This window comes from Niabella agricola, assembly GCF_021538615.1.
GTDB classification, from domain to species: domain Bacteria; phylum Bacteroidota; class Bacteroidia; order Chitinophagales; family Chitinophagaceae; genus Niabella; species Niabella agricola.
The window spans coordinates 3,332,044-3,349,843 of the sequence record NZ_JAJHIZ010000003.1 but is presented as its reverse complement, the minus strand read 5'-3'; the positions used below and the strand labels follow the sequence as shown (position 1 = coordinate 3,349,843).

The 17,800-nt window shown below is 48.9% G+C and carries 12 protein-coding genes; 3 read left to right on the top strand and 9 right to left on the bottom strand.

Annotated elements, in window-relative coordinates; translation table 11 throughout:
• Nucleotides 1-61 precede the first annotated feature (61 nt).
• Together LL912_RS19390 and LL912_RS19385 are read left to right on the top strand one after the other, a co-directional pair.
• On the top strand, nt 62-1,231 hold the full coding sequence (locus tag LL912_RS19390; protein ID WP_235555260.1) for a TlpA disulfide reductase family protein: 1,170 nt from the start codon (nt 62-64) through the stop codon (nt 1,229-1,231).
• Between the two features lie 220 nt (nt 1,232-1,451).
• Nucleotides 1,452-1,979: a YceI family protein gene (locus LL912_RS19385; RefSeq protein ID WP_235555259.1), complete on the top strand. Its 528-nt coding sequence runs from the start codon at nt 1,452-1,454 to the stop codon at nt 1,977-1,979.
• A 67-nt stretch (nt 1,980-2,046) separates the two neighbouring features.
• Here LL912_RS19385 and LL912_RS19380 read toward each other — a convergent pair whose 3' ends face one another.
• The 5 genes from LL912_RS19380 to LL912_RS19360 are packed head-to-tail and all read right to left on the bottom strand — an operon-like array spanning nt 2,047 to nt 8,270.
• Nucleotides 2,047-3,612, bottom strand: coding sequence for an SLC5 family protein (locus LL912_RS19380; protein WP_235555258.1), 1,566 nt, complete (start codon nt 3,610-3,612; stop codon nt 2,047-2,049).
• Nucleotides 3,593-4,984 (bottom strand): hypothetical protein, encoded by a 1,392-nt coding sequence (locus LL912_RS19375; protein WP_235555257.1) that lies wholly within the window; start codon nt 4,982-4,984, stop codon nt 3,593-3,595. The genes LL912_RS19380 and LL912_RS19375 overlap by 20 nt, the downstream gene beginning before the upstream one ends.
• A 6-nt stretch (nt 4,985-4,990) precedes the next feature.
• Nucleotides 4,991-5,749 (bottom strand): SDR family NAD(P)-dependent oxidoreductase, encoded by a 759-nt coding sequence (locus LL912_RS19370; protein ID WP_235555256.1) that lies wholly within the window; start codon nt 5,747-5,749, stop codon nt 4,991-4,993.
• A gap of 10 nt (nt 5,750-5,759) precedes the next feature.
• Complete coding sequence (gene dgoD, locus LL912_RS19365; protein ID WP_235555255.1) at nt 5,760-6,938, bottom strand: galactonate dehydratase; 1,179 nt, start codon at nt 6,936-6,938, stop codon at nt 5,760-5,762.
• Between the two features lie 9 nt (nt 6,939-6,947).
• Entirely contained in the window at nt 6,948-8,270 is a 1,323-nt protein-coding gene (locus LL912_RS19360; RefSeq protein WP_235555254.1) for an aspartate aminotransferase family protein, read from the bottom strand.
• Between the two features lie 187 nt (nt 8,271-8,457).
• Between LL912_RS19360 and LL912_RS19355 the strand changes: the two genes are divergently transcribed.
• The gene (locus LL912_RS19355) at nt 8,458-9,255 is read left to right on the top strand and encodes an SMP-30/gluconolactonase/LRE family protein (RefSeq protein ID WP_235555253.1); all 798 of its coding nucleotides are present in this window, start codon (nt 8,458-8,460) and stop codon (nt 9,253-9,255) included.
• A 68-nt stretch (nt 9,256-9,323) separates the two neighbouring features.
• Here the strand turns inward: LL912_RS19355 and LL912_RS19350 are convergent, their stop codons facing one another.
• The 4 genes from LL912_RS19350 to LL912_RS19335 are packed head-to-tail and all read right to left on the bottom strand — an operon-like array spanning nt 9,324 to nt 17,567.
• Nucleotides 9,324-9,962, bottom strand: coding sequence for a GntR family transcriptional regulator (locus tag LL912_RS19350; protein ID WP_235555252.1), 639 nt, complete (start codon nt 9,960-9,962; stop codon nt 9,324-9,326).
• Between the two features lie 45 nt (nt 9,963-10,007).
• Entirely contained in the window at nt 10,008-12,779 is a 2,772-nt protein-coding gene (locus LL912_RS19345; protein ID WP_235555251.1) for a DUF4962 domain-containing protein, read from the bottom strand.
• A 56-nt stretch (nt 12,780-12,835) separates the two neighbouring features.
• Nucleotides 12,836-14,440 carry a RagB/SusD family nutrient uptake outer membrane protein gene (locus LL912_RS19340; RefSeq protein ID WP_235555250.1) on the bottom strand — a complete coding sequence of 535 codons (1,605 nt, stop codon included), beginning with the start codon at nt 14,438-14,440 and terminating at the stop codon, nt 12,836-12,838.
• Nucleotides 14,441-14,450: 10 nt separating this feature from the next.
• On the bottom strand, nt 14,451-17,567 hold the full coding sequence (locus tag LL912_RS19335; protein ID WP_235555249.1) for a SusC/RagA family TonB-linked outer membrane protein: 3,117 nt from the start codon (nt 17,565-17,567) through the stop codon (nt 14,451-14,453).
• Nucleotides 17,568-17,800: the final 233 nt, after the last annotated feature.

The following is a 17,800-nucleotide window of genomic DNA, read 5'->3' as shown; positions in this document are numbered from 1 at the left end:
TAAGCTTTGCGCCAGTACAAACAGGACCAACCCTTATAGCTTTTTTTGAAAACTCAAGATCATGAAACAATTAGTTGCGATCCTACTCCTGGCGATCATTTTTGCGGGATGTAAGCAAGACAATAAGAAAAGTTTTGTTATCAACGGAAGCGTTGCCAATACACAGGCTAAAAAAGTATACCTGGAAGAAGTACCCATAGCTTCCATGCAACCGGTAATTGTAGATTCTACAGATATACTGAGCGGAAAATTTACGTTGAAAACCGAAGCCCTGGAAGATGCCGTTTACAATATCCGGCTGGATGCGCTGGAGTTTCCGGTGGCTTCTGTGATCAACGACGGTCCGGAGGTAGATCTTAATATTACAATGAGCACCCGGAACCCACAGATGCCCGAAAAATTCGAAGTGAAAAAATCGCCGGCCAGTCAGGCGATGAAAGATTTTATGCTGGCCTTTAATGATAAAATGATCCAGCTGGTAAATAACACGCATCAACTGGACAGCCTGCGTACCACTAAAGTAGCAGACAGTACCCTTACACCCCTGATGCAGCGCATCAAACAGGATGGCGCGGCGCTCCGGGAATATGCGCTTGGCGAAATCAAAAAAGGCATCAACCCTGCCCTTTCCATGTTTGAGCTGGGTTATTACCAGTCTACAGCTAACGGACAGGGATTGGCCCTGGAGCCGCTGGACAATAAACAGGTGGTGGCCCTGATCGACGAAGTGTCTAAAAAATTTCCCAACCACATCGCAGTAGCCGGCTTAAAACTCAACCTGCAACAGGAGATCAAGGCCGCGGAAGACCGTACCTGGATCGGTAAGCAGGCCCCGGATTTTACCCTGCCCGATGTTTCCGGAAAGTCCGTAGCGCTGAACTCTTTCAGAGGCCAATATGTGTTGGTTGATTTCTGGGCCAGTTGGTGCCGCCCCTGCCGCGCTGAAAATCCCAATGTGGTGGCAGTTTTTAATAAGTATAAATCCAAAGGATTTACCGTTTTAGGCGTTTCACTGGATGATGATGCCAATGCCTGGAAGAATGCCATTCAAAATGACAAACTGGCCTGGACCCAGGTAAGCGATCTGAAGAAATGGGAATCGCCCGTAGTGCCGATGTATAAATTTGGAGGAATTCCTTTTAATGTGTTGATTGATCCACAGGGAAAAATCATTGCAGAAGGATTGCGCGGTATGGACCTGGAAAACAAGCTGGCAGCGGTCCTCCCCTGATCCGGATCCTCTTTTGCTTAAAGATTTTAGCGCTTTTTGTGGATTACACTCCGCTAAAAGCGTTTTTTTTACGGATTACAGCCCCAAAAAGTATTCTTTAAGGAATGCCGATTAACCGGGGACTTTACAAAATATTAACCATCAATCTTAATCTAGATTATTTTCAACCTTTTGTTCCGGTACTAATTTTGTGTCATCAAATCACAAAAACAATACAACTATGGCTACATGGACAATGGATCCGATGCATTCGGAAATCGGTTTTAAAGTAAGACATCTGGTAATTTCAAACGTATCCGGCAAGTTTACCAGCTTTGAAGGCACTGTTATTGCAGACAAGGAAGATTTCAGTGATGCAAAAGTGACCTTTAGCGCTGACATTGACAGCATTTCAACCGGACCGGCACAGCGGGATGAACATTTAAAATCTGCCGACTTTTTCGATGCGGCCAACCACCCGAAGTTAACGTTTGAATCAACCGCCATCGCTCCCAAAGGCAGCGATGAATTTGAAATGACCGGCGACCTGACCATCCGCGGTGTAAAGAAAAGCGTTACCCTGAATGTTGAACTGGGGGGTATCGGACCCAATGCATACGGACAAACCGTTGCAGGTTTTGAGCTGAATGGTAAGATCAATCGTAAGGATTTCGGACTGAACTGGAGCGCCGTTACAGAAGCTGGTGGCATTGTAGTAGCAGATGAAGTAAAGTTACACATCAACGCAGAACTGGTAAAACAGGCTTAATCCGTTCTCAATACTATAAAAAAAGCGATCCATGTGATCGCTTTTTTTATATTCTGTCAACCTTTTCTTAAAAATACCGCACAAAAAAGTATAATACCATTACCGTAATCAGCAACCACCAGATGGCAGGATTGCGGAGACCCCGGTAATACTTTTTTTCCGGCTCCGGTATCCGCAGGCTTTCTCTGGTCCATATAAGGTTGTTTAACCCGGTGGATTTTGATGCCGCCGTAAGCAGGCTCACCACGGCACACAGGATCATACAGACCCAGAAAACAATACCCGTACGGTTGAAAAAGGGCATTTGCGGAAAACAAAACTCCATCAGCAGCGAAAGCGGAATGGTAAGCAACCCGGCAGCCAGCGCACCCGCAGCGGTGGTCCGCTTCCAGAAAATGCCCATCAGGAACATGGTGGCGATGCCGGGTGTAAATAACCCATAGAGATTCATCAGGTACAGGAACACCGGTTTGTCAGAATAGCTGATCAAAAGGATCGCACTCAGGATCCCGAGCAGGATAATGACCACACCCGAGCGTTTACCAAAACGGACAGCCTGTTCATCAGTCGCTTTTTTATTGATGAACTGGGTGTATACATCCACCGTTAAAATGGTGGTACAGGAGTTGATGGCTCCTGATATATGCGACATGATCGCGGAGATCAGTCCGGCCATTACCAATCCCACCAAGCCCTTCGGCAGCAATGTTTCCACCAGGGTAGCAAACAGCAGGTCCGGCTGTTCCAGCTTCGGCAGAAATTTTGGTGCGATCAATGCCGGAACGGTAATGATCAGCGGTACCAGGAATTTGAGGTAATCGCCAAAGATCACGCCCATACGCCCGTGCCATTCATTCTTTGCGGCAAGCACCCGCTGCACAATGAACTGGTTGGTGGCACAGTAAAAAACGCTGATGCACAACAGCCCGCCCAGGTACATTGTCCAGGGAAAATCCGGGTCCGAAGCCGGGTAGAACATCTTCCAGTTTTTTGAAGATTCGGCAATAGCGCTGAAACCACCGGCCGCATGAATGGTACTGAAGGTTAAAATGATTCCTCCCAGCACCAACACCACCAGCTGCACCATTTCGGTCCAGATCACCGCCCGGAGGCCGCCCAGCACTGTATACAATCCCGTCAGCAGCGCCATTCCTAAAATACTGTAGAGGATGGGAATGCCAAATAAGGCATGTAGTGTAAGGCCACCGAGATACAATACCGCACCGATCTCTACAAACACGTAGGTAAATAAGATCAGCAGGGCATACAGCACCCGCGTTTTGGTACCGAAGCGTTTTTCCAGGTATTCCGGCGTGGTATAAAAACCATTCCGTAGGTAAAAAGGCAAAAAGATCCACAGTAACGCATTAAAGCCAATAAGGATGGCGCCCCATTCCAGCGTAATGGCCACAAAGCCCCGGCTGTAGGCCGTTCCCATGGCGCCTACCAGGTGATGACTGCTGATGTTGGCCGCAATAATACTACCGCCGATCATCCACCAAGGCAGCTTATCTCCCGCCAGGAAATAATCCCGCTTGGTACGGGCACTCCTCCGCGTAGCATACAATCCCAGTGCCACTACACCAATAATATAAATCCCGAAAATGAGCAGGTCAATCCATTGCAGTTTCATCTGTCAGTATTTTTTCAATTTCCTTCCGGGTTTCTTCGATCAGCGATTCCAGTGCACCGGCTGCATAGGGTGTTTGCCATACAGCGTAAATATCCTTATCATACAGATGCTGCGGAGGCAGGTACCCCACATAGCCATTGGCAATATTGATACAGATAATTGCTATGTCCGGGAAAAAAGCCCGCAGCTTTTCCTGGAATTCCGAATAGGCCTCATTGGGCTGTGCCACCAATATGGCATTTCCCAGGCGCCAGATCCATACCGGCAGATCTGCATGGCTATTGTTTCCGATGGCAATACGGGTGTTAAGCTTTCGCCAAAGACGGTCCTTTAATACCCGGTCCTCACATTGACGGTATTCCTGTTCGATAACCTCCACATCCGGTAATTGTTTGTAAGGGACCCGCACGATCACTTTTTTTAACCGGAGACATTCAGAAGGTTGCACCGGCTTTTCGTTCCAGATCGCCAGCGGCGCGCCCGATACCAGTGCATGATCAAAAGCCCAGACAGTATCAGCGCCCGGATCCATTTCCAGCACGGACAATACTGCATAGCCCAGCTGTCTTCCGTTTGCATCCACGATTTCCGGATCCGCTACATATTGCCTCTTTGGCGCCAGATCACCGGACGCCCCCTGTAAGAACATGCAATGAGCGGATGTACGGATAGTAATTAATTCCCGCATAGCACCAACAAAATCCGGTGAAAGCAGCCGATTCTCGTGCGCAAACGTGGTAGGATGGCAGGCATAATTGGCAATGACCGCCTTTATATGTCCCTCTCCATTCAAGAGTTGTCCTACCAGCAAGGTTTGATCCGCGTTGGCATCGGGGTCATAACCGATCAGGTAGTAATCCCCTACTTGCAGGTCCCGCTTTGTAGCCAGGTTGCAGCAACCGCTGCTCCACACCAGTATACTTTCCTCCATGCCGGCGAGGGCCTCGTGAATACAGGTTATTGCCGCTTCCTGCAGCGTATCCAGGTACGGCAATATATAAGCACCGCCGGGCTGCTGCAGGTCATTGGAACAGATGCTGGGTCCGGCATGTGTATGCGATAAACAAAAAAGCAATTGTTCTTCCTGCAGATCAAAATGCTGTAGCAAGGCCTGCCGCAGCCGGCGTTCGTCTTCCTGGTTCTTCCACCAGCCCAGGTCTGCCGTAAGAAGCAGGGCCCTTTGCCCTGAAGCCGTTTCAATGGCCAGGCATTGCATCCATAACGGCCGGTGAACGCCGCTTGCATTGTCGAAGGTGGCAGCCCCCCAATTGCGCGCATAAATACCCAGCGGTGGCGTAATATCGGCCTGCGCCATACCAAATTTTGCCCGCAGGCGTGCTGTATGATCGGTCCGTTCTTTTGTTGTATTCATAACTGTTTATGGCCTGATTAATGAAAGTCCGCCATCCAGTAAAATAGTGGCACCCGTCAGATGTCGGTTTTCCGGGGCTGTGATCCACAGCACCTGGTCGGCAACCTCACCGGCTTCGATGATCTTTTTTAACGGTACCTGGTTGCGTGCCGCTTCCTGCAGCTCAGGAGCCGTGCTCCATACCTCCTTACTCAGCCCGGCATTTACATAGCCCGGCGCCAGCTCGTTGACCCGGATGCTATAAGGGGCATATTCCAGGGCCATCGACTGGCAAAGCATCCGCAGACCGGCTTTGGATACGCTGTACGCCGGCAGGTTTTTATGCACGGCATGGGCCGCCCAGCTTCCAAGAAACACAATATTGCCGGCCACCTGTGCCTCACTAAAATAGCGGGCTACCCCGTTGGCCAGGTAAAACGCCCCATCCAGGTTTACTTCCAGCTCCCGTTTCCATTCTTCCGGCGTAATGCTTCTATAATCTTTCAGGGTTACCCGCGCCGCATTTACAATACAATCATCGATCCGGCCAAAACGCTCCAGTACGGCGGCAATCCAGTTGGCTACCGCCATTGCATCGGAAACATCCACTTTGTGATAATCAACAGTTCCGGGCAGCTCCTTTAACCGTTGTAAGGCATTTTCTTCCGGCTCCATATCGCATAAAGAAATGGTATGCCCTGCACGCAGGTATGTCGTTGCTATGGCCATCCCGATATCGCCCAGTCCCCCGCTGATGAGGACCACTTTTTCTTTTAACTGCTGCATGCTTTAAAATTTACCAGTCACCTACGCTGCCGTCCTTATAAAAAGTACGTTGCAGGATCTCCTGTTGAAACGGATGTTCTTTTACAACGGCCTCATTGATCTCAATGCCGAGTCCTGGTTTATTATTGGGCAATACGATCCTTCCTTTTTCCTGTACCGTAAATCCTTCCGACACCACCTCATTGCGCCATTCCACATCTTTGTGCACGCTTTCACAAATGATATAGGAAGGCGTGGCAAATCCAAACTCAATCGAAGCCGCGGTACTTACCGGTCCCTGCGGATTGTGCGGCGCCATCGACACCCGGTAGGCTTCCGCCAGCGCCGCAATCTTGCGTACTTCCGAGAGCCCGCCGCAGTGGGTAATATCCGGCTGGATCACGCTCACCGCCCGCTTTTCCAGCAGTTCACGGAACGCATGCACCCCAATCAGCCGCTCGCCCGTTGCAATGGGTGTGGCAACCGCCCGCTGGATCAGTGCAATATCTTCCATTGTTTCGGGCCAGCAGGGTTCTTCAAAAAAATAAAGGCCATAAGGTTCCAGCGCTTTGGCAAACTGCATGCCCATCCGCGGGCTGGGCCGGGCGTGACAATCGACCATAATATCGATATCATCCCCCACGGCTTCCCGCATGGCTTTTACGCAGGCCTCCGCATACTTCACCGGCCGCAGACCCTCCAGCGGCATGGTTTCCGGCACCGCCATCGATTTAAAAGCGGTGAATCCTTCTTCCACGGCTTTCTGCGCCAGTTCGCCAAAACGCTTTGCATCGTCAGGGGCCGTTTCATAAAAGTCTTCCATACGTCCGCCACCCAGGTGACAATACAAGCGGATATAATCGCGTACGCGGCCACCCCAAAGCTCATGGCAGGGCACGTTGTGAATTTTACCCGCAATATCCCAAAGAGCAATATCAATGCCGCTGATCGCCGTACCCCGTACCACGCCGTTGCCGTGCCAGAAGTGCTGGCGGTACATCATTTGCCAGAGGTATTCGATCCGCCGCGGATCTTCACCGACCAGGAGCTCGCTCAGGTCTTTAATGGCACCTACAACTCCTTGCGTATGCCATTCCAGCGTGGCTTCGCCCCAGCCCCAGAGCCCCGGCTGATCGGTAACTACTTTTACAAAAATCCAGTTGCGCATGCGTGCATGGCATACAAAGGTTTCAATTGCAGTTATCTTCATTGTCTTTTATTATAAATTTTTCACCACTTTTTCGGTTGCTTCCAGTGTTTGCTCAATATCAGATGCTGTGTGTGCATAAGAAATGCTGCCCTGTTTGATCGCCGCCGGGAAGTTAAAAATTCCTTTTTTGATCAGTTGTTTACGGTACCGGGTATCCAGCTCAAAGTTGTGATGCTCCAGGATATCATGAAAATGCACCGGCGCATGATCCATAAAATAGGTACAGAAAGCAGAGCCCTGTCGTGCCACATAAAACGGTATGCCCAATTTAGGGAAAATTTCATTATATCCTTTTTCCAGCAGGGCTCCCAGTTGCTCCACATGCCCATACACACCAAATGCAGGATCCGCCAGTTTTTTCAGCGTGGCAATAGCCGCTGCAGTCGTCAGCGGAAACGCATTAAAGGTTCCGGCAATCATTACCCGTTCTTCTTTATCAGGATGTACAAAATAATCCATGTATTGCTTTTTGCCGGCGATCACCCCCAGGGGATATCCGTTCGCAACGGCCTTTCCAAATGTAGACAGATCGGGAACAATATTGCAGATCGCCTGATAACCGCCCAATGCATGGCGAAAACCGGTCTTCACTTCATCAAAGATGAGCAGGAATCCGTGCTTGTCTGCCAGCGCGCGCAGGCCCTCCAGATATCCCTCCTGTGGTTTTACAATCCCGATGTTCTGCAGGATGGGCTCCAGCAATATGCAGGCAACGGGATATTGACGCACCATCAGCTCCACACTTGCCAGGTCATTAAAGTTTACTACATGCACCAGCGCCTTGTGCGCTTCCGGTACGCCCGCACTCAACCCGTCAAAAGGATATTCATCCGGACTTTGAAATGGTCCTACTGCTTCTTTTGAGCTGATCACGTTGCAGGCCACATCGTTATGCCACCCGTTATAACCGCCCTGCATTACAATCACGTGGTCCCGTTTGGTAACCGCGCGTGCAATCCGGATGGCATGATAGGTGGCTTCTGACCCGGTAGTGGTAATCTGGATACTTTCTGCTGTGGGCACACATTCACAAAATAAACGTGCAAAGGCGCCCTCCAGTAATGTAGGGCCCGCGCCCATCAATACCTGCTCTTCCCGCAGGGTTTCAGCCACCGCCTGATTTACATCCGCGTCATTGTGGCCTAAAAAGGAAGCTGCAAACCCGGCCTGATAATCGATGTATTCATTTCCGTCAGCATCCTGTACGCGGCTGCCTTTGCCTTTCACAAAACAGATATTCGGGTCCGACTTCCGGTTTAATGAAACGATACCTCCCGGTATCCATTGTTGATTTTCTCTCAGGATCTGAGCAGAGTTGACATTTTCTTGCATAAATAACAAATGATTAAATTGTATTGCGTTTAAGCAAACAATCTGTATTTTAAATATATATTACTGGTTATAAACATATTAGGCAATCACATCAATTAGGTTTACGGTTTATGCACTTTTGTGTATACTAATTTAGTGCAAAAATGTATACATTTATGCTATTATCCTAGTTTTTTTATAAAAATTTATGCGCACACTCGTCAAAGACATTGCATTTCCCGAGGGGCCGGCTTTTGACAGCAACGGATCCATCTGGCTTGTTGAGAAAGAAGCCGGTAACCTGATTTGCTATAAGGACAACCAATGGTACCGGTATTTTGTGGACGGGGCGCCCAACGGCATTGCCATTGACACAAACAACCTGCTGTGGTTTTGCGATTCCAAACAGCACAGTATCCGTACGTTTGATCCCGCAACCGGTACAACGGATACGGTGACAGACCAGGTGGATGGCCATACGCTGAAAATGCCGAATGATCTTGCGTTTGACCGAAACGGCCAACTTTTATTTACTTGCCCCGGCGACCGGCTTACCGATGGCGGAGGTTATGTATGTTGTTTAACGGGAGGCAGGCAGGTAGTGAAAATCAGAACCGGCATGTACTATCCGAACGGACTGGCATTTAACCGGGAAGGTACCTGTTTATATATTGCGGAGACGGGTACCCGGCTGATCTGGAAATTTGACTGGGATGCCGGAACCGCAACGCTTTCACACCCCGGGATCCTGGCCAACACAGGCGGCGCCGTGGGGCCGGATGGGATGGCGCTGGACGAAGCCGGAAATATTTATATAGCCGTGTATGGTGCAGGGGTTATTCAAAAAATAAGCCCGGATGGATGCGAAATAGAAGCCATCCGTTTACCGGGAGCAAATCCCACCAATTGTGCCCTGGATCCCCGGGGCAGCCAGGGATTGATCATTACAGAAGCAGAAAAAGGATGGTTATTACAAACAGATATGAGTGTAAAGGGTTTGCTTTAAGCAGGAAATGTGCATCCCATTAAGAAACGAAATTACCGCAAACGTCTTTGGTTATAAAACAGGTTGCCTTAAACCATTTCCAGGGCTTCATGCTCACCCCGGTCCAGGTGTTTTACCAGGGTGTCATAAGCCTTCTGCCAATCATCCTGCTTCAATGCATTTACAATTTCCCGGTGCTCCTTACCCGTATCCTGGTAATCTTCCATTTGCCGGATCATGGTACCCAGCTTCATATGAAAGAGGGGAATATTGCTGTTGTTGTACATGGCGATCAGGCGGGAATTACCGGTGCCTTCAATGATCTTTTCATGAAATTTAATATCTGCTTCGCAGGCGCCACCGTAGTACTCCTTGCTCACCATTGCATTAAAATCATCACAGATCAGTTCCAGCTCTTTGATCAGCGCCTCGTTCTTTTTTGAAAAAAGGATCTTTAATGCACCCACCTCCAGCAGTTCGCGCAGTTCACGAATGTCTTTCACATCCTTCAGGGTCATCCGTTTTACAAAGCATCCGCCTTTTTCGCCAAACTCTACCAGGTTTTCGCCCGCCAGGCGCATGAATGCCTCACGAACCGCCACCCGGCTGGCATTGAGCTTAGCAGCCCAATTGCTTTCCACCAACCGTACGCCACCCACGAGCTGGTTTGACAATATTTTTTTTCGGACTTCCAGGTATACTTTATAAGCTAACGAATCTTCTTTCATTCCTATTCTGTTTTTAAAAGCGAACCCGCTTTTAAGTTGCACAATTTAATTATTTCTGCCTAAACCGCCGGAAAGCCCTGCACTATTTTTCAGCACACCTTCCTGCGCTCTGTATATTCTCCGGGGCTTTAAATGAAGCCGCCCCCCTTTCATTTTTACAGAAAGGGTATGCTTGCTTTTTAATACCGCCGCATTAAAATTCAGTTTTCCATCTGCACCGGAAAGATTCCAGAAGCCTTCCTGTAAACCCGCCACGATCACTTCGTATTCCTGATCATCGGGTACTTCCAGGTCGAATGCTTCCCGCAATAACCTTCCGGGCCGGGCTAGAACCACCAGCCTGTCGCCCACCCGGAACTGGTAGTAGTCGTTCTTTTCCATAAACTGAAGGGGCAGTTCGGCATGTGTTTCCTCTGCCATCTGGAATACAGTAACAAAGTCTGTTTTGTTGGTTTGCTTTAATGGCGACACCAGGATACGGGAACCCTTTGCCTCGGGCCACACAGAGCGGGCAGCATACAGATCGCCCGATACAAAGGCCGATGAATCACCGCTGAAGACCTGGTGCTTACGATCATCGGCGGCCGGCAACAGCATGTTAACATAGGTGGTGCCCCCCTTTCCTTTCAGACTGCTGTTGAGTATAAACCGGCTGGCCGAAACCTGTGGCCGGTTCAGGGTATTGATCTGCCATGTTTTTTTAAACGAAGGATCTGTACTGGTTACTTCATCCAGCAGGATAATCACCGCCGGCACATCGGGTCGCTTCATATCCAGGAATAAAAAACTCCGGGAGTATTGTTCCAACTTGGAAGTATAGGCCGCGGTAAGATCCGCATTGAAATAACTGTAAGCGGGCGTCACAGGATCCGGACCGTAATCGCAGGAACGTACAAAGCCGGTATGGAACCAGGAGTCATTCAGTACTTCCGCTACCGTTCTGGGAAAACGTTGACTGAAACGGGTGCCACCGTCGTTTGTCTTCGTACGGAACAGTAAGGGTTCGGCCGGATCCCGCACCAGCAGCATGCTGTGGGCCACCGACCGCTTATTGAAATTAAAATCATAGGGCGAACCGTAGGACAGGTACAAACCCAGGTCACCCACCTGCATGCCGTGATGGTAAATTTGTATGGCACCGGCATCCGCATGCTGGTGATTGCCAAAATGAAAACCGCCGCCTTTGATCTCGGCCACCACATTGCTGCTTTCTTTTTGTTCCTCCCAGCCGGTACGCGCTACCATGGAACCCAGTACCGGTCCGAAGTCGATGGTGCGCGGCAGGCGGTTCAGATCAAAGTCCGGTTTTAGTGCCGGGTCGTCCAGCAGTAAAAACAAGACGGGGTTATCGGGCAGGCCTCCCTGCCGGAGGAACTGCCCTTTAAACAAAGCGTTGCCCGAGTATGCATAACTCAACAGCATGGTTTGCGGGTTCTTCCAGTAAAAGCTATCGCTTTGCGCATATTTTACACTGAACATATCGCCGTCCCGCAACATCTTTCCATCCGGGGTCCGCATGTAGAGCCAGTAATAGGGCAGGTTTTTAATATTATCATCAAATACAGGAAACCCGGTCATGCGGTAAAACAGCCATGCAGCGTGCATTTCCCAGCCAAACCGGTAACCGCCGTAATCAATACCCTGGTTGTGCCGGGGCGACTGGTATTCAAATTTCCGCATGGGCACCAGCTGCTCCAATACGGTATAGGCGGTGTACTTATAGGGCACAGGGTCTTCGTCATAAACGGCGATGCTCATGGCCAGCAGATCGCGGCAGATCTGGGCTTCATTTCCATGCCCGTTGATAATGCTTTCTGCACCAAAGAAGGGGGGCCAGCCGATCTCCATATCCCGGGCCAGGCGCTGCATGTTCCTGCGCAACTCCGTCTTCTGTGCTGCGCTCAGCAGTTCGTAACACCAGTCGTACACCAGTGCCGCCGTATAAATAGCACGGCCCATTTCCCGGGAAATATCACCATAAGTAACATTGCCAAATTCCAGCACTGAAAGGTATTGCGTCATTAGCTTCACCGCCTCATTCCCCACAACCTGGTCTTTTTCCAACAAGTAATAAAAGGCCTTGCTTTCTATTGCCTGTTCCAGCTTTTCGTTGTAACTAATCTCCTGCAGCGGATCATATTCAAAGGCAAACTGCTGCAATGCCGCGTGTTTCACTTTGCTCCAGGCCGCCTGGTGTGCAGTATCCTCCAGGCGCTGACGGATCACCGGCAGGGTTTCATTGTTTACCCAAAGGCGGGGATGGGATGCCGGTGGCAATATCCTGGGAATATAAGCTTCCGCTTCTTTGGGCGGCACCGGAGGTATGTACGGCTTCACGGAGATGGTATAAAAAACCAGGTTCTCGGGCAGCCAGATCTTCAGCTTTTCTTTTTTCTTCCCAAATTCAAACTTGCCCAGCTCCTGTTTTCCGCCTTTATAGCTATCATAAACGATGCGTTTTGTGATCCGCTCCATGCCCAGCTGAAAATGGGCAATACGTGATAATACACCTGTGGTGTCTTCTTTTCTTAGTTGTTCCGGATCCAGGGGCATGGTTTCCGCTTCCAGCACGTACCAACCCGTTTCAGGCACTTCAAGTTCCAGTTCTACATCCGCTTTACGATCCGGATATCCATCTGTAACCGATTCCTTCAGAGTGAGGCCTTGCTTCATTAACCCTCCCTCCCTGGTTTTGTGCAGTACTACAACGTCTTTATTGATCTTCCCCTGTTGCAGAAAAATCACAGCAGGGCGCTGCCCCATGGCAAACAACCCGTAAAAAACAAAAGAGATGATTCCAACAAACTTTTTAAACATCTTCCTATATCAGCATCTTAAAGATGCCTGTTTTTTTCGTTACAAAAATGATCCTGTTACCAACCCGGGTTTTGTGTAAGGTTGGGATTCACATCTCTTTCCGACTGTGGTATCGGCCACAGGTAATAGTTATCCGGGAAGCCTCTTTGCCGGATTTTCACCCCTGTAAACTCCGTCATCCATACCCCATCTACTACGTCCCTGGCAATTCGCCATCTCCGGATATCTGAATAACGTTGTCCTTCCCCGCATAACTCCACCATCCGTTCATGGCGTATCCGCTCACGCATCTGTTCTTTATTTAATCCGCCCGTCAGCCCTGGCATACCAGCCCGCGTCCGTACAGCATTTACAGCATCGTATACACTCTGGTCCGGCACGCCCGCCGATTCATTCTTTGCTTCCGCATACATTAATAGCACATCCGCCAGCCGGATGAGGGGAAAGTTTTGTGGCATATTATCCTGTAAGGTATAAACGGATCCGGTTTCTACAAATTTTCGCCAGGCATAACTTCCATTGGTCCATACCGGTACATAGGCTGCCGGATCGGAAGTCACTACCGGAAACCGGTACAAATAATCAATACCGCCCTTTCCGTTAAAGGTAGACCAGGGTACGACAATGCCCTTTTGCAAACGGGGATCGCGGTTCTCAAACAGCTTCCGCACGGAAGTTTCATCCTTCCAGTCATTCACATTATCGGGGTTAAATACTCCGCCCTGTGCATTTTTGAAGTTCGCAAAATCGAACGGGGTGCCGTCCTTCATTTCATATTCATTTACCAGCTTCGGTGTGGGGCGTGTACGCTGGGAGCCGGTTGTGGCACCCCTGGCATTGCCATAATTACGGTCAGTGGCCAGCCCATTTCCCTGCTGTGCCACATACTGCACATCAAAAATAACCTCACTGTTGTTATTCCCGGCCACACGGAACAAAGTATGATAATCGGCCACTAAGGTCCGGTCGCTTTTCTCCATCAGTTCTTTAAAATCTGCAGCCGCCTTTTCATATTCCTTTGCCCAGAGATGTGCTTTCCCCCGCATGGCCAGCGCCGCCCATTTGGTAACACGGCCTTTATTCGCTGCATCATAACTACCCGGCAACAATGCATAGGCCTCCGTCATATCCTTCACAATAAAATCATACACCTCTTTTTCCGTATTCCGCGGCTTAAACGATTCATCCACATTCATGGGGTAATCATAAAGTGGTACCCCGCCAAAATAATCCCAGAGTTTAAAATAGAAATACCCTCTGAAAAACTTGGCTTCCCCCAGGGTACGGTTCTTGACAGTTTCGCTCATTTGTATCTCCGGCACTTTCTTCAGCGCGGTATTCGCCCTGTAGATACCTTTATAGAAAATCCCCCAGGAGGTTGAGTAAAACGAGGCATTGGCAGGGAATACCCCTGTTGTGAGCCCGGTTGCGAACGACTGGTAAGAAATATCGGTAAAGTCGTCCATCATACCATAGATGACGATGCTGTTGGTAAATTCGCGGTTGGCGTTATAAATCGCATTGATGCCCGTTACCGCATCCTGCTCGGATTTCCAAAAATCGCCTTCCGATAATCCAACCAACGAATTTCTATCAAGGAATTTATTGCAAGACCCCAGTACAAGTACGGAGAGTGTTGCGATCATTATTTTCTTTATCATGGCTTCTTCTTTAAAATGCAATGTTTAAACCAATGATCCATTGTTTCATCAACGGATAGGAGATCCCGGAGTTTTCCGGATTGTATCCTTTAAAATCGGTGAATGTAAAATAGTTTTCCAGGTCGGCATATACCCTTAGCCGGTCTATTTTAAGCCTGTTGGTCATCTGTCTAGCAAACGCATATCCCAATTGCAGTGACTTTACCCGGAAGTAGGAAGTATTGTAGAGCCAGTAATCACTGTAAGCCGTGTTCAGCGCCGAGCCCGAAGTAAGCAGCCGCGGATAAACCGTCGATTTGTTTTCCGGGGTCCAGCGATTCAGTATCTCCGTTCGTTGCAGATAGCCTTCGTTCAGGTTAAAGGTATTAAACCCGTCATTACCCCAGTATTGCTTTACACCGCCAACACCCTGCCCCACTATATTCAGGTCGATGCCTTTATAAGCAATGCTAACATTCAGTCCATACGTATACTTGGGCAGCGATGAGTAATTTTTAACCACCCGGTCCTTTTCATTAAATACTTTATCGCCATTGGCATCTTTATAAAGCATATCGCCCGGCTTTGGAGTACCCCCTACATAGGTACCAAAGGTATAGCCATCGGCAACCAGGCGGTCAATTTCGGACTGATCCTGGATAATCCGGTCGAACTCCAGCACATAAAAACTGGTAAAGGGTTTGCCTTCGAGGGTGATCGTTGTACCATCAATCGAAGTATCTCCGTTAAACCGGCTCACGCTGTTGGTGACGGTAGACAGATTTGCATTTACCTGGTAGGACCAGTCTTTTCCCGGGGCATTCCGGTAGGTTAACTGGAACTCCATTCCCCGGTTCTTCATGGCTGCAATATTCTGCCAGGGCGGAAGGAAGTTTCCCATCACCAATGGAATGGGGATCTTGGTCAGGATGTCTGTTGTGATTTTGTCGAAGTATTCGGCACTCAGCAACAACCGGTTTTTCAGCATGGTGATATCCAGTCCGATGTTTGTAGCCGTTGTGGTTTCCCATTTGATGCGGCTGTTAGCGATCTCTTTTGGCGCTACCCCTTGCTGCATCTGTCCGCCAAACGGGTACAGGTAAGAACCGTATACTACCTGGTAGGTATAATCTCCGATCCGGTTGTTACCCAGCCGTCCCCAGGAGCCCCTGATTTTTATATCATCAAATACTGCTTTTAACGGCTGTGCAAAAGGTTCCTCTAACACTCTCCATCCTGCCGAAAACGAAGGGAAGAAGCCCCACCGGTTCTCCCGGGCAAACCGCGATGATCCGTCATACCGTGCATTGGCTTCAAACAGGTATTTGCTTTTATAGTCGTAATTCAGCCGTCCGAAGTAAGACTGAAGCGCATCATCGGTTCCGGATCCGTTTATAGCTTCCATGTTGGTTCCGGCATCCAGAATGTAAATGGCATCGTCCCCGAGGATATCGTTCTTCTTTGCATCGAATTTATCCATGCGGTTGTACTGCTGATCGAAACCCAGCAATGCTGTGAAGTGATGCATTTCTTTGATAGATTCCCTGAACCGCAGCTGTGTATTGAGCACGGTGGTATAATCCCTTCTGCTGCCGTTAAACAAGCTGTTGATGCTTGGTTTTTTGGGATACTCAAAATTTGTCTGTAGGTTCCAGAGCGAATAGGGCCGCGCATATTCCCAATTCCGGTCGTTATTATAATTGAAGCCAAAGCTGCTTTCCCATTCCAGGTTCTTCAGCAGGTTCACGATACCATAAAATTTCAGACCCAGCCGTTGCCGTTCATATTGTCCCCGGATGTTATCCACATAAGCCCTTGGATTGGCGCCCGCCGGCAAGCCATTGAACATTTCACCGCCATAGCGCCCGTCTTCATACTTTGGTATGACGCCCGGTGTGGTGTTCCGTATCGTTGAAAAAAAGCTGGCTACATCCAGGGGGTCCCTGTTTGCCCAGTACCCAAACACATTGCCTCCAATGGTCAGTATCTTCTTTATTTTCATGTCTGCATTGATCCGGAAACTGTATTTGGTATAGTCGGAATGGTCGATAATACCCTGGTTCTTTAAATAGCCTAATGACAGGGCGATGTTTCCTTTTTCTCCGCCTCCCCGCACAGACAGGTTATGCTCGGTAAGTAAGCCTTTTTTCAGCATCTCGTTATACCAATCGGTATTGGGGTACAGCGGGTTTCCGGCGGCAGATTCTGTTCTCCAGGTATCAATCAGCGTTTTCGCATATTTCTCACGCCCTTCCGATTCATTCACCAGCTCCATATGCGTAGCCATATCCGTTATAAAATCAATGTGTTTCGCCACATCCTGCATGCCCGTATACCCGTTATAATTAAAGGTGAACTTATCGCCCTTGCCCCGCTTCGTTGTAACGAGCAGTACGCCGTTGGCCGCCCGCGAACCATAGATGGCTGAAGATGCAGCGTCTTTAAGTATCGACACGCTTTCCACATCGTTTGGATTCACATCATTTAAAGCTCCGGGCACCCCATCAATGACCACCAATGGTGAAGCATCATTCATCGTTCCTTTGCCGCGTACCAGCAGATTAAATCCTTCGGCTCCGGGAGCGGCAGAGGTTTGTGCAATATTAAGTCCTGAAGCAGCGCCTACCAATGCGGATGCCAGGTTCAGATTAGGCCGGCTGGCCAGGGATTCATCAAACTTAACCACCGACACTGCTCCGGTAAGGTTTACCTTTTTTTGTGTACCGTAACCCACTACCACCACTTCATTCATTTCATTGGTTTGTGGCTCCAGCGATACTTCGCGGGCGGCGCTTGCCTGCATGGTTACCGTTTTAAATCCTACCAGACGGAATTGTAGCTGATCTTCCGGAGCTGCGTTAATACGGTATTCCCCGTTCTTACCGGAAACGACCGTTTCCCTGCTCGAAAGGTTGGTTACTTCCACACCCGCCAGCGGTTCTTTATTACCATCGGTTATCCGGCCTGTCACCAGTTCAGCGGCCGGCCTGAGGAAAACTGCGTGTGTGCCTGCTGCTTTGCTTCGTGTGGCTTTTGAAAACAACGGTAAACCGGAAGAAGCGTTGCCCGCTAAAGGAACAAGGGGCAAGGCCAATAAAACGTACGTTCCTAAAAGCATGTTCCTGATGCTGCGTGAGTTTGGGTTCATGAATAATCGTGTTAAAAATAATTTTCCAAACAAATTAATTTTAGGTTTTCATTCCTTAGCATCAGCCATCATCCGGCTGTTCAAAATACAGGTTTCAGAAAAACAATAAACAAGAAAATCGCAATCAAGTAGTCAATAATACTGTATACAATATTAATCATTTTTTGTAAACAAACAAAATTTATTTTATTTTTTTGTTACTTTTTTTATCGGCTAAGCTATGTAATAAAAAC

What these genes read in the sequence shown, in the direction of transcription:
- LL912_RS19390 (WP_235555260.1), top strand. Translation starts at nt 62, where the DNA reads ATGAAACAATTAGTTGCGATCCTACTCCTGGCGATCATTTTTGCGGGA.
- LL912_RS19385 (WP_235555259.1), top strand. Translation starts at nt 1,452, where the DNA reads ATGGCTACATGGACAATGGATCCGATGCATTCGGAAATCGGTTTTAAA.
- LL912_RS19380 (WP_235555258.1), bottom strand. Translation starts at nt 3,612, where the DNA reads ATGAAACTGCAATGGATTGACCTGCTCATTTTCGGGATTTATATTATT.
- LL912_RS19375 (WP_235555257.1), bottom strand. Translation starts at nt 4,984, where the DNA reads ATGAATACAACAAAAGAACGGACCGATCATACAGCACGCCTGCGGGCA.
- LL912_RS19370 (WP_235555256.1), bottom strand. Translation starts at nt 5,749, where the DNA reads ATGCAGCAGTTAAAAGAAAAAGTGGTCCTCATCAGCGGGGGACTGGGC.
- dgoD (WP_235555255.1), bottom strand. Translation starts at nt 6,938, where the DNA reads ATGAAGATAACTGCAATTGAAACCTTTGTATGCCATGCACGCATGCGC.
- LL912_RS19360 (WP_235555254.1), bottom strand. Translation starts at nt 8,270, where the DNA reads ATGCAAGAAAATGTCAACTCTGCTCAGATCCTGAGAGAAAATCAACAA.
- LL912_RS19355 (WP_235555253.1), top strand. Translation starts at nt 8,458, where the DNA reads ATGCGCACACTCGTCAAAGACATTGCATTTCCCGAGGGGCCGGCTTTT.
- LL912_RS19350 (WP_235555252.1), bottom strand. Translation starts at nt 9,962, where the DNA reads ATGAAAGAAGATTCGTTAGCTTATAAAGTATACCTGGAAGTCCGAAAA.
- LL912_RS19345 (WP_235555251.1), bottom strand. Translation starts at nt 12,779, where the DNA reads ATGTTTAAAAAGTTTGTTGGAATCATCTCTTTTGTTTTTTACGGGTTG.
- LL912_RS19340 (WP_235555250.1), bottom strand. Translation starts at nt 14,440, where the DNA reads ATGATAAAGAAAATAATGATCGCAACACTCTCCGTACTTGTACTGGGG.
- LL912_RS19335 (WP_235555249.1), bottom strand. Translation starts at nt 17,567, where the DNA reads ATGAACCCAAACTCACGCAGCATCAGGAACATGCTTTTAGGAACGTAC.